Source organism: Paucibacter aquatile (assembly GCF_002885975.1).
GTDB classification, from domain to species: Bacteria; Pseudomonadota; Gammaproteobacteria; order Burkholderiales; family Burkholderiaceae_C; genus Paucibacter_A; species Paucibacter_A aquatilis.
Genome location: NZ_POSP01000003.1, coordinates 3,068,082 through 3,088,971 on the forward strand (window position 1 = coordinate 3,068,082; position 20,890 = coordinate 3,088,971).

General features: G+C 70.1%; 20 protein-coding genes. 11 read left to right on the forward strand and 9 right to left on the reverse strand.

All coding sequences use genetic code 11. The features are described from left to right. Window positions 1–157 precede the first annotated feature (157 nt). The 5 genes from C1O66_RS16320 (at window position 158) to C1O66_RS16340 (ending at window position 3,717) form a co-directional block, all read left to right on the forward strand. Complete coding sequence (locus C1O66_RS16320; RefSeq protein WP_102768853.1) at window positions 158–1,378, forward strand: lactonase family protein; 1,221 nt, start codon at window positions 158–160, stop codon at window positions 1,376–1,378. A gap of 163 nt (window positions 1,379–1,541) precedes the next feature. Further along, the gene (locus tag C1O66_RS16325; protein ID WP_133155251.1) at window positions 1,542–2,273 is read left to right on the forward strand and encodes a serine hydrolase; all 732 of its coding nucleotides are present in this window, start codon (window positions 1,542–1,544) and stop codon (window positions 2,271–2,273) included. Continuing rightward, window positions 2,270–2,587, forward strand: coding sequence for a DUF1330 domain-containing protein (locus tag C1O66_RS16330; RefSeq protein WP_165794642.1), 318 nt, complete (start codon window positions 2,270–2,272; stop codon window positions 2,585–2,587). The genes C1O66_RS16325 and C1O66_RS16330 overlap by 4 nt, the downstream gene beginning before the upstream one ends. 33 nt (window positions 2,588–2,620) lie before the next feature. Then, window positions 2,621–3,136: an AAA family ATPase gene (locus C1O66_RS16335; protein ID WP_102768856.1), complete on the forward strand. Its 516-nt coding sequence runs from the start codon at window positions 2,621–2,623 to the stop codon at window positions 3,134–3,136. Between the two features lie 113 nt (window positions 3,137–3,249). After that, complete coding sequence (locus tag C1O66_RS16340) at window positions 3,250–3,717, forward strand: hypothetical protein (protein ID WP_102768857.1); 468 nt, start codon at window positions 3,250–3,252, stop codon at window positions 3,715–3,717. A 67-nt stretch (window positions 3,718–3,784) separates the two neighbouring features. Here C1O66_RS16340 and C1O66_RS16345 read toward each other — a convergent pair whose 3' ends face one another. The 5 genes from C1O66_RS16345 to C1O66_RS16365 are packed head-to-tail and all read right to left on the reverse strand — an operon-like array spanning window position 3,785 to window position 10,293. Then, the gene (locus C1O66_RS16345; RefSeq protein ID WP_102768858.1) at window positions 3,785–4,912 is read right to left on the reverse strand and encodes an ABC transporter ATP-binding protein; all 1,128 of its coding nucleotides are present in this window, start codon (window positions 4,910–4,912) and stop codon (window positions 3,785–3,787) included. A gap of 35 nt (window positions 4,913–4,947) precedes the next feature. Beyond that, window positions 4,948–5,775, reverse strand: coding sequence for a carbohydrate ABC transporter permease (locus C1O66_RS16350; RefSeq protein ID WP_102768859.1), 828 nt, complete (start codon window positions 5,773–5,775; stop codon window positions 4,948–4,950). Continuing rightward, the gene (locus C1O66_RS16355) at window positions 5,772–6,677 is read right to left on the reverse strand and encodes a carbohydrate ABC transporter permease (protein WP_102768860.1); all 906 of its coding nucleotides are present in this window, start codon (window positions 6,675–6,677) and stop codon (window positions 5,772–5,774) included. The genes C1O66_RS16350 and C1O66_RS16355 overlap by 4 nt, the downstream gene beginning before the upstream one ends. A 17-nt stretch (window positions 6,678–6,694) precedes the next feature. After that, complete coding sequence (locus C1O66_RS16360) at window positions 6,695–7,933, reverse strand: ABC transporter substrate-binding protein (protein ID WP_102768861.1); 1,239 nt, start codon at window positions 7,931–7,933, stop codon at window positions 6,695–6,697. 17 nt (window positions 7,934–7,950) lie between these two features. After that, window positions 7,951–10,293, reverse strand: a complete 2,343-nt coding sequence (locus C1O66_RS16365; protein ID WP_102768862.1) for a family 20 glycosylhydrolase — start codon at window positions 10,291–10,293, stop codon at window positions 7,951–7,953. 204 nt (window positions 10,294–10,497) lie between these two features. Here C1O66_RS16365 and C1O66_RS16370 point away from each other — a divergent pair, with 204 nt between their 5' ends. Genes C1O66_RS16370 through C1O66_RS16380 form a run of 3 tightly spaced genes read left to right on the forward strand, consistent with a single transcriptional unit; the run spans window position 10,498 to window position 12,241 of the window. Beyond that, window positions 10,498–10,851 (forward strand): ankyrin repeat domain-containing protein, encoded by a 354-nt coding sequence (locus tag C1O66_RS16370; protein WP_102768863.1) that lies wholly within the window; start codon window positions 10,498–10,500, stop codon window positions 10,849–10,851. A gap of 33 nt (window positions 10,852–10,884) precedes the next feature. Beyond that, a complete protein-coding gene (locus C1O66_RS16375; protein ID WP_102768864.1) occupies window positions 10,885–11,511 on the forward strand; it encodes a histidine phosphatase family protein in 627 nt (208 codons plus the stop codon). A gap of 55 nt (window positions 11,512–11,566) precedes the next feature. Next, window positions 11,567–12,241 carry a DUF6928 family protein gene (locus tag C1O66_RS16380; protein WP_102768865.1) on the forward strand — a complete coding sequence of 225 codons (675 nt, stop codon included), beginning with the start codon at window positions 11,567–11,569 and terminating at the stop codon, window positions 12,239–12,241. On the opposite strand, the gene C1O66_RS16385 is transcribed toward C1O66_RS16380, so the two are convergent. Then, window positions 12,225–12,668: a RidA family protein gene (locus C1O66_RS16385; RefSeq protein ID WP_102768866.1), complete on the reverse strand. Its 444-nt coding sequence runs from the start codon at window positions 12,666–12,668 to the stop codon at window positions 12,225–12,227. The two genes, C1O66_RS16380 and C1O66_RS16385, sit on opposite strands and share 17 nt — an antisense overlap. Window positions 12,669–12,793: 125 nt before the next feature. On the opposite strand from C1O66_RS16385, the gene C1O66_RS16390 reads away from it, so the two are divergent. Both C1O66_RS16390 and C1O66_RS16395 read left to right on the forward strand, forming a co-directional pair. Beyond that, window positions 12,794–14,158, forward strand: coding sequence for an alanine racemase (locus C1O66_RS16390; protein WP_102768867.1), 1,365 nt, complete (start codon window positions 12,794–12,796; stop codon window positions 14,156–14,158). A gap of 10 nt (window positions 14,159–14,168) precedes the next feature. After that, window positions 14,169–15,638, forward strand: coding sequence for an N-acyl-D-amino-acid deacylase family protein (locus C1O66_RS16395; RefSeq protein ID WP_102768868.1), 1,470 nt, complete (start codon window positions 14,169–14,171; stop codon window positions 15,636–15,638). Here C1O66_RS16395 and C1O66_RS16400 read toward each other — a convergent pair. Genes C1O66_RS16400 through C1O66_RS16410 form a run of 3 tightly spaced genes read right to left on the reverse strand, consistent with a single transcriptional unit; the run spans window position 15,595 to window position 18,461 of the window. Further along, the gene (locus C1O66_RS16400; RefSeq protein ID WP_102768869.1) at window positions 15,595–16,164 is read right to left on the reverse strand and encodes a GNAT family N-acetyltransferase; all 570 of its coding nucleotides are present in this window, start codon (window positions 16,162–16,164) and stop codon (window positions 15,595–15,597) included. The two genes, C1O66_RS16395 and C1O66_RS16400, sit on opposite strands and share 44 nt — an antisense overlap. Further along, window positions 16,161–17,117 carry a DMT family transporter gene (locus C1O66_RS16405; RefSeq protein WP_243392830.1) on the reverse strand — a complete coding sequence of 319 codons (957 nt, stop codon included), beginning with the start codon at window positions 17,115–17,117 and terminating at the stop codon, window positions 16,161–16,163. Before C1O66_RS16405 ends, C1O66_RS16400 begins: the two co-directional genes overlap by 4 nt. A 39-nt stretch (window positions 17,118–17,156) precedes the next feature. After that, window positions 17,157–18,461 carry a DUF4397 domain-containing protein gene (locus C1O66_RS16410; RefSeq protein WP_165794643.1) on the reverse strand — a complete coding sequence of 435 codons (1,305 nt, stop codon included), beginning with the start codon at window positions 18,459–18,461 and terminating at the stop codon, window positions 17,157–17,159. Between the two features lie 261 nt (window positions 18,462–18,722). Between C1O66_RS16410 and C1O66_RS16415 the strand changes: the two genes are divergently transcribed. Further along, the gene (locus C1O66_RS16415; protein WP_102768871.1) at window positions 18,723–20,795 is read left to right on the forward strand and encodes an NADPH-dependent 2,4-dienoyl-CoA reductase; all 2,073 of its coding nucleotides are present in this window, start codon (window positions 18,723–18,725) and stop codon (window positions 20,793–20,795) included. The last annotated feature ends 95 nt before the right edge of the window (window positions 20,796–20,890 follow it).

The window sequence follows — 20,890 nt, forward strand, 5'->3', positions numbered from 1 at the left end:
GGCCCCGGCAGCGCCCGCATTTTTCTGCCGGCGCTGTCACGGCCGTGGCTGAGCCCATGGGCTGGAGCAAGCGGCCCGCCCGCGGATTGATCGATACTGCGCGCGCCTGGATGACGGCATCCTGGATTGACCCCTGGCCCGCCAATCTCCCACACCCGTGACCGATGACGCCTGCAACCCTGCTTTCTTTCACGCCCGGCAGCGCCGGGCTTTGCTGCTGATGGCCGCCCTGTCCCCGCTGGCGGGGGCAGCTGCTCCGGTTGGCGCTGCGGCCCGCGCCGGCTTCAAGGTCTATGTCGGCGGCTATGCCCCGCACTGTGAAGGCCTCTACGGTTTCGTGGCCGACCCGGCCACGGGCCATCTGCGCCCCGCGGGCCTGACGCCCAATCCGCACAGTCCCAGCTGGCTGCAGGCCGACCCCAGGCAGCCCGGCCTGCTCTACACCGCCAACGAAGGCGGCGGCAGCGTCCATGTCTACCGCCAGCAGGCCGATGGCACGCTGCAGCTGCTGCAAAGCCTGCCCAGCGGCGGCCAGGGCCCCGTGCACCTGAGCCTGCATCCGAGCGCAGGTTTTGTTTTCGTGCCGCACTACGGCAGTGCCGATCTGGCCGTGCTGCGCCGCGCCGCCGATGGCCGGCTCAGCGCCGTGGGCCTGCACCCCAGCTGCAATCGCAGCCAGGCCGAAGACTGCCGACCCGGCCCCGACCGTGCCGCCAAGGCACCACCGGGCAGCTATGCCATCAGCGGCCACGAAGCGCCGCACATGCACATGGCCTTGAGCAGCCCCGATGGCCGCTGGGTGTTGGCCAGCGATCTGGGCCGCGACCGGCTGGCGGTGTGGCCTTTCAACACGGAAACCGGCGCCCTGGGCCCAAGGCAAGACCTGGCCCTGAGCCCCGGCGCCGGCCCGCGGCATTTCGTGTTCCACCCGCGCGATGCGGCTCAGCTCTATCTGCTCAACGAAGAAGCGTCCACCCTGGCTTGGCTGCAGCTGGAGCCGCAGAGCGGCCGCCTGAGCCAGCGCCTCGAGATCAGCGCCTTGCCCGAGGGCTTCGCCGGCAGCAACTTCGCCTCCGACCTGATCGCATCGGCCGATGGCCGTTTCCTCTACGCCCTGAACCGCCTGCACGACAGCATCGCCGTCTTTGCCCTGGCGGCCGATGGCACGCCGCGCCTGCTCACCCACGAGTGGACCCGCGGCTCCTACCCACGCAGCGCCCGTTTTTCGCCCTGCGGCCGCTGGTTCTACGTCTGCAACCAGCGCAGCGACCATGTGGCGGTGTTTGCCGTCGATGCCGCCACCGGCCTGCCCCGTTTTGCCGGCCAGTATGTGCCGGTGCCAAGCCCGGCCTGTGCGGAGGTGATGGTGGCGGCTTGAGGATCGGACGGAGCCGAGCCAAGCCAAGCTGAGCCGCTGCGCGCTACGCCGGGGCGCTTGCGGCGAGCCCTCCTGCCGGAACCGGGTGGCGTCGAATTCAGCGTTTGGAGTCCGCCGCACCGCCAGCTCGGCGCATCCTGGCCGCGTGATCGGGCCTGCCTTCATGGACTCCAGATTCTTCGATCCACGCCGCCGCCATCTGATGCTTGCTGGCCTGTCGGCCCTGGGCAGCAGCGGCTGCGCCAGCCGCGATCTGCGCAGCTTCCGTGGCCGGGATCTTGACTCGCTGGCCGCCCAGCAAGGCATCTGCCTGGCTCACCTGGTCACCCTGAAGGGCGCTCAGCCGCAGGCGCCACGTCTGCTGGGCACCGGCTGTGGCGAGACCTCGCACGGGAGGGAATCGCGTGAGGCAGCGCCGCCGCCCTTTTTTCAAGCGGTCTCGCTGACCAAGCCGGCCGTGGCCTACCTGGCCTTGCAGCTGGTACGCGAAGGCCTGCTCGATCTGGACGCGCCGCTGTCCCGCTACCTGGCCCAGGGTTACTTGCGCAAGCAACCTGCTGCTGGTGTCGACGCAGCGCTTCCTGCCGCAACCTTGGTGCGCACGCCGCTGCGCTGCCTGCTCAATCACAGCAGCGGCCTGCCCAACTGGGCTTCTTCGCTGGGCGCGCTGCGCTTGGCCCTGGCGGCGGCTCTGGGCGGCGGCTCTGGGCGGCGAGGGTTTTCCGCAGGCCCGTGGGGTTTGGGGGTTCGAAAAGCTGGATTGAAAGAACCGGCGCACGGCGGTGCGCTTGGCGGCCGCAGGGCGCAAGTCCGCTTGAATCCAATGCTAGATTTCCAGGTGGCAAACTGCGCCCGCCGATGGCGGCGTTCTCATGTCACCCGAGATCGGAGATGAAGATGACCCAAGCCCTGCTGGTATTTGTGCAGTTCGAAGTGAACGATTTCGCCCGCTACCGCGCCGACTACGCCTCCAAGATGGCCGCCCTTGCCGCGCAGTTTGGTGCTCAGTTCCTGGCGGCCACACCGCAGGCCGAGGCGATGGAAGGGGCGCTGGGCGGCAACTTCACGGCCGTTCTGCGATTTCCGTCCCGAGAGGCGGCGCAGGCCATGTATGAATCGGCAGAGTACGCGCCGCTGAAGCGTTTGCGCCAGGATGAGCTGACCACCCGTGGCCAGGTGCTGTTCATTCCCGCTCTTGATGCGGGCTGAGTGTAAAGTTTCCGGAGACCCTCAAGGACCGCGATGGCTCAAGTCCATTTGATTGAAGGCCCGGTGGGCGCGGGCAAGTCGACTTACGCGCGCGGCCTGGAGCTGCAGGGGCAGGGCGTGCACATCGCCTTGGACGCATGGTTTGCCGCGCTGTTCAGCCCGGACCGGCCGGCCGAGCACTGGCTGCCCTGGTACCTCGAGCGCAAGGACCGGCTGCTGCGCCTGATCTGGGCTCATGCTGAGCATCTGCTGGACTCAGGTCACGATGTGATCCTCGAACTCGGCTTGATCCAGCGCGCGGCCCGGCTGCCGTTTTGCCGACAGGTCATCGCGGCCGGTCATCCTTTGTGCATCCACGTGCTGGATGCGCCCACCGAGCTGCGCCGCGAGCGCGTGCAGCGTCGCAATGCCGAGCAGGGCCCGACCTTTTCCATGGTGGTCCCCGATGCCATCTTTGACATGGCCAGCCAGCTCTGGGAGCCACCTGAGGCGCAGGAATGTGAGGACTTCAGGGTGGAATGGGTCAAGCCGGGCGCGCAGGCCCTGTGAAGCGAAAGCAGAGCAAATAATGCGGAGCAGGGCCAGCTGCCCCGCGCTCGCTGGCTCGGCCCACATGCATTCACTCACCCATCCCTCGCATCCTTCCCTCCTTCCATCCATCCATGCGCCTTCGCTGCACCCTGCCTCTGCTGTTGTGCTCACTCACGCTGCTGAGTTTCAATCCCTTGCTCGTGCAAGCCGCGGGCGGAGTTCCGCAATCAAAGCCCGCGCACAAGCAGCCCCTACAGGCGAAGCCGGGTGCCCAGGCGGTCGTTTTGCCGGCGGCTGTGCTGGGGCGACCTTACGCACGGCAGCTGCCTGCCCGAGGTGGTGACGAAGCGCTGCGTTTTCTGCTCTTGAGTGGCGATCTGGAGGACGCGGGCCTGACACTCAGCCCCGGCGGCCTGCTCAGCGGCGTGCCCACGCGGGCCGGCACTTTGGGCTTCCGCGCGGCCGTGTTGTCCGATGCGGAAGGGGGCCGGGCGGCGACGCAACGCTTCAGCCTGAAGGTGATGGCCGCGCCGCAGCCGCGCCTCGCAATCCCGCCGGATCATTCGTCCCGACCGCGATCCAAGCGCACACCGAAGTGAATCGGCGCTGATTTGCGCCCGGGTGGATAGGGCGGAAGGCTGGCTCCAGCAGCCAACCGGACCAGCTTCACCCCACCCGCTCCCCACTCTCCGCCTCAAACACCAGGCAAGCCTCTGCCGGCAGGTAGACGCTGAGGCGCGTGCCCGGCCGTTCGGCCTGCCAGCCGGGGCAGCGCAGGCTGAGGCGCTGCGTGGGGCCGAGTTCGAGCTGCAGGATGCTGTCGGCGCCCGTGGGTTCGACCAGCAGCAGGGGCGCGGAGAGCACGAGGCCTTGGCCATCGCTGACCTCGAATTCAGGCGGCACCAGGCGCAGCTGTTCGGCGCGCCAGCCCAGCATCAGCTTGCGGCCGGCCAGCGGGCGCAGGCGTGAGGCGGGCCAGGCTGGACCCGAGGGCGTCCAGCTGATGGGCAGGGCGGCGTCACCCAGGTCCAGCTGCAGGCTGCCGTCGTGCATGGCGCGGGCGGGCAGCAGATTGATGGCCGGGGCGCCCAGAAAGCCGGCCACGAAGAGATTGGCCGGGCGCTGGTAGACCTCTTGCGGCGTGCCCACTTGCTGCAGGCGGCCATCCTTCAGCACGGCGATGCGCTGGCCCAGGGTCATGGCCTCGACCTGGTCGTGCGTGACGTAGACCGCGCTGGTGCCCAGGCGCTGGTGCAGCAGCTTGATCTCGCTGCGCATCTCGGCGCGCAGCTGGGCGTCGAGATTGGACAGGGGCTCGTCAAACAGAAACAGCTGGGGCTGGCGCGCCAGGGCCCGGCCCATGGCCACGCGCTGGCGCTGGCCGCCGGAGAGCTGGGCCGGGCGGCGCTGCAACAGCGGCTCCAGCTGCAGCAGCTGGGCCACCTCACGCACCCGGGCCTCGCGCCGTGCGCGCGGCCAGCGCTGCATCTCCAGCGGGAAGCCGATGTTCTGGGCCACGCTCATATTCGGGTAGAGCGCGTAGTTCTGGAACACCATGGCGATGTCGCGCGCCTGCGGCGCCAGGGTGTCGATGCGCCGACCCTTGAGCCGGATCTCGCCGCCGTCGGCCTGCTGCAGGCCGGCAATCAGGCTCAGCAAGGTGGACTTGCCGCAGCCCGAGGGGCCCACCAGGATCAGCATCTCGCCCTCATCCAGGTCGAGGCTGATGTCGTGCAGCACCGGCTGCTTGCCGATGTGCTTGTGAATGTGGGAAAGGCTGAGGCCGCCGGTCATGGGAGAGCTTCCAGGGAATGAAACGAGGACATGGCCTAACCCTTCACCGCACCGGCCACCAGGCCGCGGGCGAAGTGCCGCCCGGCGATCAGGTAGACGGCCAGGGTGGGCAGGGCGGCCAGCAGGGCGGCCGCCATCTCCAGGTTGTAGGCGCGCACGCCACCCTCGCTGTGGGCGGCCAGCTGGGCCAGGGCGGCGGTGATGGGCCGGGCCTCGTCGGGCCCGAAGACCAGGCCGAACAGGTACTCGTTCCACAGCGTGGTGAACTGCAGAATGATCACCACCACGAAGATGGGCCGCGAGAGCGGCAGCACCAGGCGCGTGAACAAGGCCCAGAAGCCCGCGCCGTCCAGCCGCGCGGCCTGCAGCAGCTCGTCCGGGAAGCCCAGGAAATGGTTGCGGAAGAACAGGGCCAGGGGCAGGCTGTAGATCACATGGATGGCGATCAAGAGGCCCAGGCTCTTGCTGAGGCCCAGCTTGGCCATGCTGATGGCCAGGGGCAGCAGATAGACCTTGACCGGCAGAAAAAAGGCCACGATCAGCAGCAGCGACACCCACTGCTCGCCCCGGAAGCGGTATTTGCACAGCACAAAGCCGTTCAGCGCCGCCAGCAGGCTGGACAGCAGCACGGCCGGCACGGCCAGCATCAGGCTGCTGGCAAAGCTGCCGTGCAGCAAGACCCAGGCCTCGCGCCAGGCCTGGGCGCTGAAGGCCTGCGGCCAGGCCATGAAGTGGCCCGCGCTCAGCTCGGCCCCGCTTTTGAAGCTGTTCATCAACATCAGCAGCAAAGGCCCGGCCATCAGCAGCGCGACCGCCAGGGCCAGGGCGTGCAGCAGCGCGCGCAGGGGCCAGGTTTTTTTCATGCGCCGGCCCTCCTGCGGGCATCGCCACGCGAGCGCGCCAGCGCATAGGGCAGGGCCACGGCCAGCACCATCATCAACATCACCATGCTGCTGGCCGCGCCCAGGCCCAGGCGGCTGCGCTCGAAGGCCATCTGGAACATATAGAAGGCCGGCAGCTCGCTGCTCTGGCCCGGCCCGCCCTCGGTCAGCGCCACCACCAGATCAAAAGTCTTGATGGCCGCCGGCAGCAGGATCAGCAGGGCCGAGAACAGGCTAGGCCCCAGCTGCGGCAGCAGCACGCGGCGGTACAGGGTCCAGCCCGAGGCGCCGTCCAGGCGCGCGGCTTGCACCAGGCTCTCGTCGATGCCGCGCAGGCCGGCCAGGAAGAGCGCCATCACAAAACCGCTGATCTGCCAGACGGCGGCCACCACCAGGGCATACACGGCCATGTCTTCATCGGCCAGCCAGTCCCAGCGGAAGCTCGTCCAGCCCAGCGCGCGCAGGCCCTCGGCCAGGCCTTGATCGGGGTCCATCAGCCAGCGCCAGGCACTGCCGCAGACGATCATGGACAAGGCCATGGGGTGCAGATAGATCCAGCGCAGAACCCCCTCGGCGCGCAGCTTCTGGTCCAGCAGCACGGCCAGGCCCAGGCCGATCAGCAGGGGCAGGGCGACGAAGAGGCTGGCGAAGCGCAGCAGGTTCCACAGCGCGGCCAGCCAGCGGGGGTCTTCGAACAGGCGCTGGTATTGCAAGAGGCCGACGAACTCATGGCTGGGCAGCATGCCCGAGCGGGTCAGTGAGAGCCAGGCCGTCCAGCCGAGAAAGCCGTAAAAGAACAGGGCGCCCAGTAGCAGGCCCGGTGTGATCAGCCAGAGGGCCGTGGCACGGTCGCTGAATCGCCATCGGGTGAGTTGCAAATGCATCGTCCGTTTTTCCAGATTCAATCGCGCACCTTGGCCGCCTGCAGCAAGCGCTTCTGCGCCAGCTCGGGCGTCAGCCGCTCGCTCGCCCAGCAGGCGGCCACCACATCGCGCAGCGCGCCGTAGCCGGCCTCGGGCAGGCGGGCGCCCAGGGCCAGCACCAGTCGGCCGTTGGCCTCGGCCGCGCGGAAATCGGCATGGCTTTGCCGGGCGCAGGCGTTGAAGCCGGCCAGGCTGACATCGCGCCGCACCGGGATGCCGCCCTTGATCCGCGCGTAACGCGCCGAATCCTCGGCCTGCATCAGAGTCGCGGCCAGGCGCTGTTGCAGCAGCGCGTGCCCGGGGCTCTGGGGTTTGAAGAACAGCAACCGATCGAATTCGAAGTAATGCAGATCGGCATGTCCCGGTGCGGCGTGGCAGTCGTAGTCTTCGCCGGGCTGCCAGCCGGCTTTCTGAAACTCGCCATTGGCCCAGTCGCCGGTGAATTGCAGCGCGGCCCGGCCCTGCAGCAGCAGGCCGGTGGCGCCGGCCCAGTCGCGGCTGACCTGGGCGGCATCGGTGTAGCGCTTGATGCGTTTGAACTCGCGCAGCATGTCCAGCATGGCGCTGCCGCCCAGCAGGCTGGCGTCACCCTGCACCAGGGCGCGCTCAAAGAAGGCCGGCCCGCCCCGGCCCAGCACCAGATTGACGAAAACGCTGAGCTTCTGGCCCACCGAGCTGCCGATGGCCAGGGGGATGACGCCGGCCCGCTGCAAGGCCTCGGCCACCTGGAAGAACTCGTCCCAGCTGCGCGGCGCCGCCAGGCCCAGGCGTTGCAGCAGGCGGCGGTTGCTCCACATGCTGTTGAGCCGGTGCACATTGAGCGGCACGGCCACGGGCCGGCCCTGCCAGCGCAGCTCGCGGTCGATGGCGGCCGGCAGCAGGCGCGGCCAGTCGGCGCTGACCGGGCTCAGGTCGGCCAGGGGCACGGCCTCGCCCCAGAGCCGCACAGACTTGTCGATCTGCGCCAGCGCCGGCGGGTGGCCGGACAGAAAGCGGGTTTTGAGCACCGTGTTGGCGTGTCCGGCGCCGGCCACCGGTGTGTCCTTCCAGGGCAGGCCGGCGGCCAGGGCGCTGCGGCGCAGCTCGGCCAGCATGGCGGCCTCGCTGCCCGAGGTCCACCAGTGCAGCAGCTCCAGGGCGGGCGGGCCCGCCTCGGCGCGGCTGCCCAGCGGCCAGGCCAGGGCGCCGGCCAGGCCGAGCAGTTCGCGGCGTTGCATGGACACGGTGCAGGCGCTCACAACGCATCCAGCCGGGTCTGCAGGGCCTGCACGAGGGCGGGCACCAGCTCGTCCACCATCTGGGCTGCGGCATGCAGGGTGGCCTGGGCCTGCGCGCGCTCCGCCGCCGGCAGCGCGCCCGGGGCCAGGTCTTGCCAGAGCCGCAGGCCCAGGTCGAGCAGGGCCGCCAGCGTCGGTAGCAAGGGCAGCAGCGGGCGCAGCCGGGCATGGCGCTGCAGCAGGGCCTGCCACTCGGGCAGGGCCTCGCGACAGCGCTGCAGCTGCGCGCAGGCGTCGGGCAGGCTGATCTGGTTCAGGCGCAGGGCCCAGGCGCTCTCGGCCGGCAGTGCGTCGGCCAGGCGGTTCAGGGGCTCGTCCAGGTGGTAGCGGCCCTCACGCTTCTTGTCGTGGTGGCGGGCATAGCCGCCGGCCGGTTCCAGCAGTGCGGCCAGGCCGGCCAGGCTGAGCGCGTCGCCGGCATCGCCCTCGCAGAGCGCGGCCCAGGCGCGCTGCATGCTGGCGCGTGCCTGCACACCGACATGCTGCTCGGCCCAAGCCTGGGCGGCGCCGAGCCGGGTTGGCAAGGTGGATTCAAGCGCCGCCGCCTCGGGGGCCGGGTCGCTCCACAGTCGCTCGGCCACGGCCAGCAGGCGCGGCCAGAGCCGCAGGTCCAGTTGCGCGGGCGCCACCAGCTCGCTCCAGAGTGCGGCTTCGCCGCCGAGCAGGCGCGGGCGCGGGGCGATGTGCGTGGTGGCTCGCGCGGCGGCTTCATCCTCGGTCGGCTCAAGCGCCTGCAGGGTGCAGCGGTGGCGCAGATTGCCCAGGCGCAGCACGCCTTCCCCCGGGCCCTGGGCGACCACCGTGCACCAAAGCTCCAGCTCGCCCAGATCGCAATCGCCACGCGCGCGCAGGCGCCAGGGCAGGTCGGCCGTGCCGGTGCCCTCGATGCTCAGGGTGTGCAGCGGCACTTCGTTGTGCAGGCTGCCCGGGCCCTGGGCTTGCAGCAGCAGCTGGGCGCGGCCGCGGGCATCGCAGCGCAGCTCGGCCTGGAGCAGGTGCAGGGTCAGCGCCGCCTGCAGCCGCCAGCGCGCCGCGCCCGGGGCCAGGGGAGGCGAGGGAGGGGCCGGCTGGCTCAGCGGCGTGCGCCAGTGGAAGGCGGCGCTGTGGAACTGGTCCAGGTAGAAACCGGCCGAGCGCAGCAGGGCCAGGGTCAGGTCTTGCCCAGGAGCATCGTCCGCCTGCAGCGCCGCCGCGCCGCGCCAGCATTGCAGCACCGCAGCCTCGGGCAGGCCCGGGCCGCGCAGCTCGTCCCAGCCCACCAGGCGCTTGCCCCGTGCGGCCAGCAGCTCGGCCATGCGCCGCACATAGCCCGATTGCGTCTCGGCCAGGGGCAGGCCCAGGCGGCGCCAGGGCTCGGGCGTCAGCTCGTCGCCGCCGATGTGTACAAAGGCGTCCGGGAAGACCTCGGCCCATTCGTCCAGCAAGCTGGCGATGAAGTCGTAAAGCGCCTCCTGGCGCGGGTCCACCGCCGCACCGAAGATGCCAAAGCCGCGCTGCGCCTGCTGGGGCGCGGGCGGGCACAGCAGATCCGGCCGCGCCAGGCCGAGGGCCCAGCAATGGCCGGGCAGGTCCAGCTCGGGCACGACGCGGATGCCGCGCTCGGCCGCCTGGGCCACCAGGCTGCGGGCCTGGTCCAGGCTGTAGCTGAAGCCGGCGCCGGCGCGCGCCGCCAGCTCGGGGTGGCGATCGGAGGCCAGGCGCCAGGCCTGGTCGTCGCAGACATGCCAGTGCAACACATTGAGCCGGGCTGCAGCCATGCCGTCGAGTAAGCGCGTCAGGGTTTCGAAGGGCAGGGGGCGGCGTGCCACGTCGACCAGCAGGCCACGCCAGGGGTGGCGGGGTGCATCTTCGATGCGCAGGCCGGGCAGGGTCGTGCGGCCCGCCAGCAGGGCGCCATGCCGCAGCTGGCTCAGGGTGTGCAGGCCGTGCTGCGCGCCCCAGAGGCGGGGTGCGCTCAGGCGGATTTCGCCCTCGGCCGTGGCGATCTCCAGCCGGTAGGACTCGTCATCGCCCAGCTGCGGAATCGCAGGGCTTGTATCGCTGATCTCAAGGCGCAGCCAGACCTTGCCCTCCGCAGCTGCCGTCGTTTGCAAATCGGGAAGCAGGCGCCGTGCCAGTGCGCGCAGGGCTAGCGGCCCCTCTTCCGGGCAGCACCAGCCCGCCAGGGGCAACTCACCGGTCCGGCCCTTCAGCTCTGCGGGCCAGGGCACCAGGCTGTGGCCCCAGGTCTGCAGTGGCTTCAGTGGCTTGAGGTCCGCTGCAGCAGCGGCCTCGCCCTCATCCATGAACGCAATCGACATGCGTCCATCATGGCTTCGGCCATGTGCAGCCTGTCTCAAGCTTGTCTTCAGGTTGTCTCAAGACCGGGGGCTGTTTCGGGGGCTGTACCGGAGGGGGGCTTGTGCGGCCTGCGTTGAGCGCAGGCTCCTGCCCGTGTTTGCCCAGCTGGGCAGCGTCGAAGCGCTGAGTTAGGCTTCGGGCTTCACCTGAAGGGAGCACCGGCCATGTCCGGAGGCAATTGGAAAGAGATGTTCGAGGCGGCCGAGACCGGCGATCTGGCCTTGGTGGAGTACCACGTCCAGCGCGGTGTGGACATCAACTACGCCCACCCGGAGTTTCTCAGCACCCCCTTGGTGGCGGCCATTCTGGCCGGGCAGGAGGCGGTGGCGCTCTATCTCCTGCAGGCCGGTGCCAACCCCGACCTGCCCTCGGAGTTTGACCAGGCCACGCCTCTGATCGCTGCGCGCAAGGCCGGCCTGGCTGCGGTGGAGCAGGCCTTGCTGGCGCGTGGCGTGCCGCCGCTGCCGGCGGAGCGGGCGCCGCCACGGTCCTGGCTGGTGAGGCTGTGGCGTGCGTGATCGCAGCCAGCCCGGGGAAGCGACAGGCGCAGCATGAGCGAAGGCAAGAACACCCGCTATTACTTCATCAGCCACCCCAATGTGCAGATCAGCGCCGAGGTGCCGGTGCCGCAGTGGCCGCTGTCGGAGCTGGGCCGGCGGCGCATGCATGCGGCGCTGAAGCAGCAAGAGGCCTGGCTGGGGAACATCGGGGCGATCTTCTCCAGCGCCGAGCGCAAGGCCCTGGACAGTGCCGAGATCCTGGCCGGGCATCTGGGCCTGCCGGTGCAGGTGCTGGAGGCCCTGGGCGAGAACGACCGCTCCGCCACTGGCTTCCTGCCGCCGGCGGAGTTTGAGCAGGTGGCCGATGAATTTTTCGCCCGGCCCGAGCAGTCGGTGCGCGGCTGGGAGACCGCAGCGGCAGCCCAGGCCCGCATCGTGGGCGCCGTGCAGCAAGTGGCCCGCAGCCACGCCAGCCAGGGCGGAGAAGGCGATGAAGGGGGCGCCGTCGCCATCCTGTCGCACGGTGCCGTCGGCACTTTGCTCTACTGCCACTTGGCCGGCCTGCCCATCTCGCGCCGCTGGGACCAGCCGGCCAATGGCGGCGGCAATTTCTATCGCTTCGAATTGAACCCGCCGCGTGTGCATGGGACTTGGCAGCCCATCGATGCGGCGCTTTGAGCATGCAGCTGCTTGCCCCTTGCCAGCTTGATGCAGATGGATAGGAGTCGGATACATGGGTGCCAAAACCTGGATGTTGGTTTACGCGGATGCAGGGCAGGCGCGCGTCCAGCTGGCGGCGCGGCCGGCCCTGGACCGTGCCGAGAGTGCCCGTGTGGCCGCGCAGCTGTTCGCTGCGGATGAGTTGCAGCCCTTGGCCGATGGCAACCTGGGCTGGACGGCGCCGCCCGATGAGGAGCTGCTGGTGGGCTGCTTTTCGGGCGGCTTGACCGTGCTGGCGGCCAAGGAGTTTGCGCTCGATCGGCCTTCAACGCTGGAGGCGCGCTTTCTGGCCCACGCGCAGGGGCGCGATGTGTTCTTGCACGCCATGCACAGCGCCGCCGATTGGCTGGCTCTGGCGCATTGGCGCGAGGGGCGTCTGCTGCGAGCCCTCAGCGTGGCGCCCGACGACGGGCTGATCGAGGACCAGGGCACGCGTTGGGCCTTCGAGCTGCCGTTCTGGGACGGCGCCCACCCGGTCGATGACCCGGACGAGCTGGCCGCGGGCGAGGCGCCCTATCCGCTGCCCTTTCATCCGCTGGAGCTCGGTGATGCGGCCCTGCGCGAGCTTTTTGGCTACCACCTGGAGGGTCTGGTGGATGCCCGCCTGCTGGAGCCTGAATCTCTGCCCCTGCTGCGCTTCAAGCGCAAGGCCCGGCGCAAGCCGTCCTGGTTCAGCCGGTTCTGGTGATCGCCGCCACGGGCCGGTAGGCCACCGCGTCGATCTCCACTTTCGCATCGATCATCAGCCGCGCCTCGGTGGTGGAGCGGGCCGGTTTGCCGCGCGGGAAATAGCTCAGATAGACGCGGTTGAAGGCGCCGAAATCGCGCGCGTCCTGCAGCCAGACCGTCGTCTTGCAGACATCGTCCAGGGTGCAGCCGGCCAGGGCCAGGGCGGCTTGCAGATGGGCCATGACCTGGCGGGTCTGCGCCTCGATGCCGCCCGCCACCACCTCGCCATGCACATCGGTGGGCACCTGGCCCGAGACGTAGACGAAATCGCCGGCGCGCACGGCGGGCGAAAGCGGGCGGGGCTGCTGATCACTGGCCGTGGGCGGTACGCCCAGGTATTCAAGGTGGCTGATCGGCTCTTCGGTGGGTAGGCGGCTGCTGTTCATGGCGCCGCAGTCTAGGTCGCTCCGTCGCCCTTGGCCGGCCGGAACGAGGGCGATCTGCGGCTTCTTAAGCTGACCTTGAGATGGCCGGGCCACTGCCGGCTGCTGTGCAGCGATGATGATGGTGCATGGATACCAAGACCGCTCCCACCCTTTCCGTTTCACCTCACCACCCCGAGCGCAGCCACGAGCTGCTCGGCCCCTGGCTCAAGGGCTTTCCGCCTTTGCAGGCGCCCCTGCTCTTGAGCGCGCTGGCCGCCCAGGGCTGGCAGGCGCTGGGGCCTGAGATGCCCATGCCTTTGGCCCTGCTGCGGCGCGAGGCCCTGGCCCACAACATCGCCTGGATGCAGCGCTTCGCCAGCCAGCGCGGCCTGAGCCTGGCGCCGCATGGCAAGACCACCATGAGCCCGCAGCTCTTTCGCCGCCAGCTCGATGCCGGCGCCTGGGGCTTGAGCTTTGCCAATGTGCAGCAGCTGCGCATCGGCGTGCAGGCCGGCGGCGTGCGCCGCGCACTGATCGCCAACCAACTGCTCGGTGAGGCTGAGCTGGGCCTGCTGGCCGAGCTGCTGCGCCAGACCCCGGGCCTGCGCGTGGCCAGCTTTGCCGATTCGCCCGCTCAGTGCCAGCTCTTGCAAGCCTGGCAGGGGCGCCAGGGGCCCGGGGCGCCAGCGCTGGAGCTGCTCCTGGAGCTGGGCTCCGAGGGCGGCCGCTGCGGCGTGCGTGATCACGACGCGGCTCTGGCCCTGGCCCGCCAGGTCCGAGCCGCGCCGGGCCTGCGCCTGGTGGGCCTGGCCTTTTACGAGGGCCTGGGGGCGCGCGGCGAGGACGAGGCCGACCGGGCCTGGATGGCAGGATGGACGCAGCGCGCCCATGCCCTGCTGGCCGCCTGCGAGGCGGAAGATTTGTTCGAGCTGGCCGATGGCCAGGAGCTCTTGATCTCGGCCGGCGGCTCGGCGCTGTTTGATCTGGTCTGTGGCGCGCTGCGCCCGCCAAGCCGCCACCGCTGGCGCGGTCTGCTGCGCTCGGGCTGCTACATCACCCACGACCATGGTTTGTACAAGCGCCTGGTCGATGTGGCCGCGCCGCGCATCGCGGCCGAGGGCTTGTCGGAAGCCGGCGAGCCCGGCCTGCAAGGCGCGCTGGAGGTCTGGTGCCAGGTCTTGTCCTGCCCCGAGCCGGGCCTGGCCCTGCTGGGCGCGGGCCGGCGTGATCTTTCGTACGACCAGGGCATGCCCACGCCCATCGCCTGGGCCCCGCTGGGCCAGCTGCAGCCCGGCCCGGCCCCGGCCGGCTGGCGCATCGAAGCCATGAACGACCAGCATGCCTACCTGCGCTGGGACGCGCAGGACCCGGCCATTGCGGTGCCCGCCGTGGGCGACCGGGTCGGCCTGGGCATCTCCCACCCCTGCACCACCTTCGACAAATGGACCTGGCTGCCCATCGTCGAGGGCGAGGACTACCGCATCGTCGATGCGGTGTTGACGCATTTCTGAGGCAGGCACCATGCAGCTGCTGCGCGGCGCGCTGATCGTGGACGGCGTTCTGAGCCCGGCTTGGACCGGTGATTTGCTGTTCGACGCCAGCGGCATCCTCGAGATAGGCCCGGATCTGTCCGGCCGGGTGGGCAGCCATGTGTCGGTCCGCGATTGCCAGGGTCTGGCCCTGGCGCCGGGCTTCATCGATGTGCACACCCACGACGATGCCGCCCTCTTGCTGGACCCGGCCATGCGGCCCAAGCTCAGCCAGGGCGTCACCACCGTGGTGGTGGGCAATTGCGGCATCTCGCTGGTGCCGCTGCGCCTGGCGCCGGATCAGGCGCTGCCGCCGCCGCTGAACCTGCTGCCCGCTGAGGCCTACCGTTACGCGCGTTTCGCCGACTACCGGGCGGCACTGGAGGCCGCGCAACCGGCGGTCAATGTGCTGGCCCTGGTCGGCCACACCGCCTTGCGCGCGGCCTGCATGCCCGAGCTGGATCGCCCGGCCCGCCCGGCCGAGCTGGCCGCCATGTGCGCGCTGCTGGATCAGGCCCTGGCCGAGGGCGCCGGCGGCTTGTCTTCGGGCACCTTCTACGCCCCGGCCGCCGCCGCGCCGCCCGAGGAGCTGCTGGCCCTGGCCCGGGTGGCCGCGCGCCACAGCGGCCGCATCTACGCCACCCATCTGCGCGATGAGATGGCCGGCGTGCTGGCCGCCATCGAGGAGGCGGCCGACACCGCCCACCAGGCCGGCCTGCCGCTGCAGATTTCGCACCACAAATGCGCCGGCCACCGGCAATGGGGCCGCGCCATCGAGACCTTGGCCTTGATCGAGCGCCTGGCCCGGCGCCAGGACCTGGGCCTCGATGTCTACCCCTATCTGGCCGGTTCCACCGTGCTGCGCGAGGACTTGGTGGATGGCCACACGCCCATCCGCCTGACCTGGTCGGCGCCGCATCCGGAGCGCAGCGGCCAGTGGCTGGCCGAGGTGGCGTCGGAATGGGGCGTCACGGAGGTGGAGGCCTGCCGTCGCCTGCAGCCGGGCGGGGCCTGCTACTTCCAGATGTGCGAGGACGATGTCGATCGCATCCTCGCCCACCCGCTGGCCATGATCGGCTCGGACGGCCTGCCGCACGACCGCCAGCCCCACCCCCGGCTCTGGGGCGCCTTCCCGCGCGTGCTGGCCCATTACAGCCGCGAGCGCGGCCTGCTGAGCCTGGAGCGCGCGGTGCACAAGATGAGCGGCCAGAGTGCTCAGCGCTTCGGCCTGCTGCACGAGCGTGGCCAGTTGCGGCCGGGCGCCGCCGCCGACCTGCTGCTCTTCGACCCGGCGGTGGTCCAGGACGCGGCGGACTATGCCGACCCCTGCCGCCCGGCCCGCGGCATCGAGGCGGTCTGGGTCAATGGCCGGCTGGCGCTGGAGGCCGGGGTGGAGCGGGCGCGCGCCGGCCGGGTGCTCAGCCCGTGTGCGTCGCGGGCCGCAGGCGCAAGCTCATCGTGAGGTCGCCCAGGGACCGGCCATCGATGCGGAAGAGATCGGCCCGCTCGCCACACAGCACAAAGCCCATGCGCTGATACAGACGCTGGGCGCCGGGGTTGCTGCTCAGCACCTGCAGATCGATCCAGTACAGGCTGCCCTGGTCCAGCGCCCAGTCGCGGGCGTGGGCAATCAGGGCCTGGCCCAGGCCTTGGCGGCGCGCGCTGGCATGCACGCCCATGCCCAGCTGGGCGCGGTGTTCGACATGGGGCATGGGATGGGCGCGCAGGTCGACGTGGCCGAGGATGGCCCCATCGGCCACGCGGCGTGCCAGCCAGGCGCGACGCCAGCCCGGCTGGCCCACGGCGATGCCCAGACCGCGTTCGAAGGCCGCGGCCCGCTCGGCCGGGAACTCGGCCTGGCCGCGCGGCTGGGGCTGGAAGTAGCCGGTCTCGGGGCTGCCGTTGTCCTGCAGATGCTCGTGCAGATAGGCGCGGAACTCGGGGAACTGTGCGGCGTTCAAGGCCTCGATGGTGTACGCGAGGGTCATGTGGCGGCGGGGCTGGTGTCGACAGGGGCGGGGCGGCTTTGGCCGGCGAACTGGGCCAAGGCCACGCCGCCCAGGGCCAGGGCGGCACCGGCCAGCTTGACGGCGCTGAAGGTTTCACCGGTGCTGAGCCAGGCGGCCACGCCGGCGATGGGCGGCATCAGGTAAATCAGTGGCGCCGTGCGGGCCACGCCGCGCTGGGCATTGACCCAGCCCCAGGCCAGCCAGGTCAGGAAACCGATGACGACAATGGCCCAGAGCGCGCCCAGCCAGATCCAGGGGCTGAGCGCGGCCCAGTCCACGCGCAGGGCGGCGGGCGTGGCATAGGCCAGCACCGGCACGGTGGCGGCCAGTGAGGCATAACACATCACCAGCACGGCACCGTGGCGCTCGATCAGGGGCTTGGCGGCCACGGTGTAGTAGCTGAACAAGGCAGCGGCCGTCAGCAGTACCAGGTCGCCGCCACCGGCGCGCCAGTTGGCGGCCAGCAGCTTGTCGGACATGAAGAGCAGGGCGCCCGCGGCGGCCACCGCCATGCCCAGCAGCTGCGGCCGGCGCAGGCGCTCCAGGCCCCAGGCACGCAGGATCAGCAGGGTGAATACCGGCCCGCAGGCCAGCAGCACCGAGCTGGAAAAGGGCGTGGAGAAATGGATGCCGTAGCTGGACAGGGCCAGGTGCAGGCCCTGACCCAGAAAGCCCAGGCGCAGCAGCGCCCAGGCGTCGGCGCGCGACACCCGCGGCCAGCGCAGGCCATGCTGTTGCAGCAGCAGGCCGGTCACCAATACCGGCATCAGCGCAAAGCGCAGGAACAGAAAACCCTCCGGGCCCATGGCCGTGAGCAGGGTTTTCTGCAGCGGGAAGTTCAGGCCCCAGGCCAGGATGACGGCCAGGCCGGCCCAGAGGCTGAGGCGGTGAGGGGCGGAGGAGACGGAAGTGGCGAGCGTTGGCGAGGGCATGGCCGGCATCTTGCCAGCCAAACACCCCGCCTCAGGTGCTCAACGGTCGTCGCGCACCAATTGGCCGATCGGCGCCGCCGGGTCGCCCATCATGAACAGGCTGAACACCGCGCTGGTCGGCACGATCAGGCTGGCGTTGCTGTAGATGGCGGTGGCGGAGGCGGGCGAGTTCACGGTCAGCAGGGAGGCGGTGGCGCTGGCGTTGACCACGGCGGCGCTGGAGGCGCTGCCCGGCGTGATGTTGCTGGCGATGCTGCTGTAGTCCAGCGCCATGCCCAGGCCGGTGTTGGCGCCCGAGAGGCCATTGATCAGCCGGATCTTGGCGGTGCCGCTGGCGGTGGGCAGGCGGTTGTCATCGCTGAGCACGCTGAGCTGCGGGCTGGCGGCTGTGCCCCAGACCAGCAGGGTGTAGTCGCCGCCGGCCTTGAGCGTGGGGTTGCTGGTGTTCAGCGCGATGCCGTTGACGCGCAGGTCCAGCACCGGGGCGCCGGCCTCCACCGTGGTGTAGGCACCGATCTGCGGCGCCAGGGTGGAGGGCAGCACGCTCTGGCCGCCGATGCTGGCGTTCACCGAGGCGGAGCCGGCCAGGGTGGCGGCCACGCGTACCCGCGCCTTGGTGGTGGGCAGGTTGCTGACGGCGCCCTGCTGCTTGAGCACCATGCCATTGACCAGGCGGCCGCCGGAGGTGGCGGTGGCCACGAGGGTGGCCACGCCGGTGGATTCCAGCGTGACGCTGGGCAGGTCGAGGCGGATGTCGCTGGGCTTGCCGCTGCCGGTCAGGGTGATGCGGAAGGTCCCGGAGTTCAGGGTGTTGTAGCCGCTGCCGGTGCCGCCGGCGATGGCGCTGTCCACCGGGGTGGCGGTCTCCAGGCTGTCGCTGTTGTTGGCGGCGGTGATGTAGACGTCCAGCGCGCCGGCATCGGGCGCCAGGTTCAAGACCAGCAGCTTGCTCTTGTTGGCATCGGGGGCGGTCTCGGTCTCCTGCAGCAGGCTGTTGCGCACCGCGCCGCCCCAGCCGTAGGCGATCAAGGTGTAGTGGCTGTCGGCCGCCAGAGTGGGGGTCAGGTTGGCCACGGTGGCGCCCACGCCGGTGGTCTGGATCTGCGAGCTGGTGGCGTTGATGTCGACGCTGGCATAGCTGCCCACGTTGCCGTAAGCCACGCCGGTGTTGAGCGTCGTGCTGTTGACGGCCAGGTCCAGCGAGCTGTAGCCCACGCTGGCATTGAGCAGGCGGACTTGGGTGTTGCTGCTGCTGCCACTGCCGCCGCCGCAGGCGCTCAGAAGGGTGACCGCGCTCAGGGCCAGGCAGCTCAGGCCTGAGCCCCAGATTTGCTTGAATCGCATCGAGGAGAACTCCGAAAAATAGAGAAGAGAGAAGAAAGGAATCGGGGCAGGGCGTACCGGCGCGATTGGGCGGGCTGCGTGTTGCTCGCCCATGTGCCCCTGTGTCGCCGCAGTGAACTTGTGTTGCTGGGCCGCTTCTTTACATTTGGGGGCAGCTCTCCAAAGCCCCGCCCGACGGCGCGCACCGCAGGGGTGCGCTGCTAGCATCGCCCGCAGCCTTTTTGTCCTGCCACCAAGAGCCACCTTCAGCGAGCCGCCGCCATGAACTACCCGCACCTGCTTGAACCGCTGGACCTGGGCTTCACCACGCTGAAGAACCGCGTGCTGATGGGCAGCATGCACACCGGCCTGGAAGATGGCCGCAAGCACTTTGACCGCATGGCCGCCTATTTCGCCGAGCGCGCGCGCGGCGAGGTGGGCCTGATGGTGACCGGCGGCTATGCGCCCAATATCGAGGGCTGGACCAAGCCTTTCGCCGGCACCCTGGCCACCAGCGGCGCGGCGCGCCGCCACCGGGTGGTCACCGAGGCCGTGCATGCCGAGGGCGGCAAGATCGCCCTGCAGATCCTGCACACCGGCCGCTATGGCTATTCGCCGCTGTGCGTGGCGCCCTCGCGCATCCAGTCGCCGATCACGCCGTTCACGCCGCGCGAGCTCTCGGCCCGCGGCATCGAGCGGCAGATCCGCGCCTTCATCCGTTGCGCCAAGCTGGCCCGCGAGGCCGGCTATGACGGCGTCGAGGTGATGGGCTCCGAGGGCTATCTGATCAACCAGTTCCTGGTCACCCACACCAACCACCGCCAGGACGCCTGGGGCGGCAGCTACGCCAATCGCATGCGCTTCGCGCTCGAGATCCTCACCCGCATGCGCGAGGCCGTGGGGCCGGACTTCATCATCATCTACCGCCTGTCCATGCTGGACCTGATCCCCGACGGCAGCAGCTGGGACGAGGTGCTGCAGCTGGCGCGCGGCGTGGTCAAGGCCGGCGCGACGCTTATCAACACCGGCATCGGCTGGCATGAGGCGCGCGTGCCCACCATCGCCACCTCGGTGCCGCGCGCGGCCTTTGCCGGCGTGACCGCCCAGCTGCGCGCGGCCCTGCGTGCCGAGGGCATCACCACGCCGGTGATCACCAGCAACCGCATCAATATGCCGGAGGTGGCCGAGAACCTGCTGGCCGAGGGCGCGGCCGATATGGTCAGCATGGCCCGGCCTTTCCTGGCCGACCCGGCTTTTGTGAAGAAGGCGCGCGAGGGTCGCGCCGACGAGATCAACACCTGCATCGCCTGCAACCAGGCCTGCCTCGACCATGCCTTCCAGCAGAAGATCGCCTCCTGCCTGGTCAACCCGCGTGCCTGCCACGAGCAGGAGCTGCCCATCATCCCGATTGCCGCGCTGAAGGCGCCGCGCAAGAAGGTCGCCGTGGTCGGCGCCGGCCCCTCGGGTCTGGCGGCGGCCACCACCCTGGCCGAGCGCGGGCATGAGGTTCACCTCTTCGACGCCGCGGCGCAGATCGGCGGCCAATTCACCATGGCCAGCCGCATCCCGGGCAAGGAAGAGTTCCGCGAGACCCTGCGTTATTTCGCGCGCCGCATCGAGCTGACCGGTGTGCAGCTGCACCTGAACCGCCGTGTCGATGCCGACGCGCTGCTGGGCTTTGACGAAGTGCTGCTGGCCACCGGCGTGACGCCGCGCGACCCTCGCATCAAAGGCCAGGCCGAAGGCCAGGCACGGGGTCAGGTCTTGACTTACATCGACGTGCTGCGGCACAAGAAGCCCGTGGGCGCGCGCGTGGCCATCGTTGGCGCCGGCGGCATCGGCTTTGATGTGGCCGAGTACCTGGCCGAAGCGGGCGCGGAGGACGGCCACTCGCTGACGCAGGACCTGGCCGCCTGGCAGCGCGAATGGGGTGTGGGTGATCCGGTCCAGCTGCGTGCCGGCTATGTGCGGCCCGAGCCGGCCGCGCCGGCCCGCGCCATCACCCTGCTGCAGCGCCGCGCCGGCAAGCCGGGCGCCGGCCTGGGCAAGACCACGGGCTGGATCCACCGCGCCGCGCTGAAGATGAAGCAGGTGGAGATGCTGTCCGGCGTCAACTACGAGGCCATCACCCCCGAAGGCCTGTGGGTCAGCTACGGCGAGAAGCATGCCGACAGCCAGCTGATCGCCTGCGACAGCATCATCTTGTGCGCCGGCCAGGAGCCGCTGCGCGAGCTGGAAGCACCGCTGCGTGCGGCAGGCGCCCGCGTCCATGTGATCGGCGGCGCACTCGAGGCCGGCGAATTGGATGCAAAGCGTGCAATCTTGCAGGGAACCCGGCTCGCAGCGTCCCTGTAAACCCTAGCCACCCTCAAGCGCGCCGCGGACACTACCGAAACGGCGAGAACGAGGGGTCACCTGTGGTGCGGGGTGACGTCGGATCGACACATCAC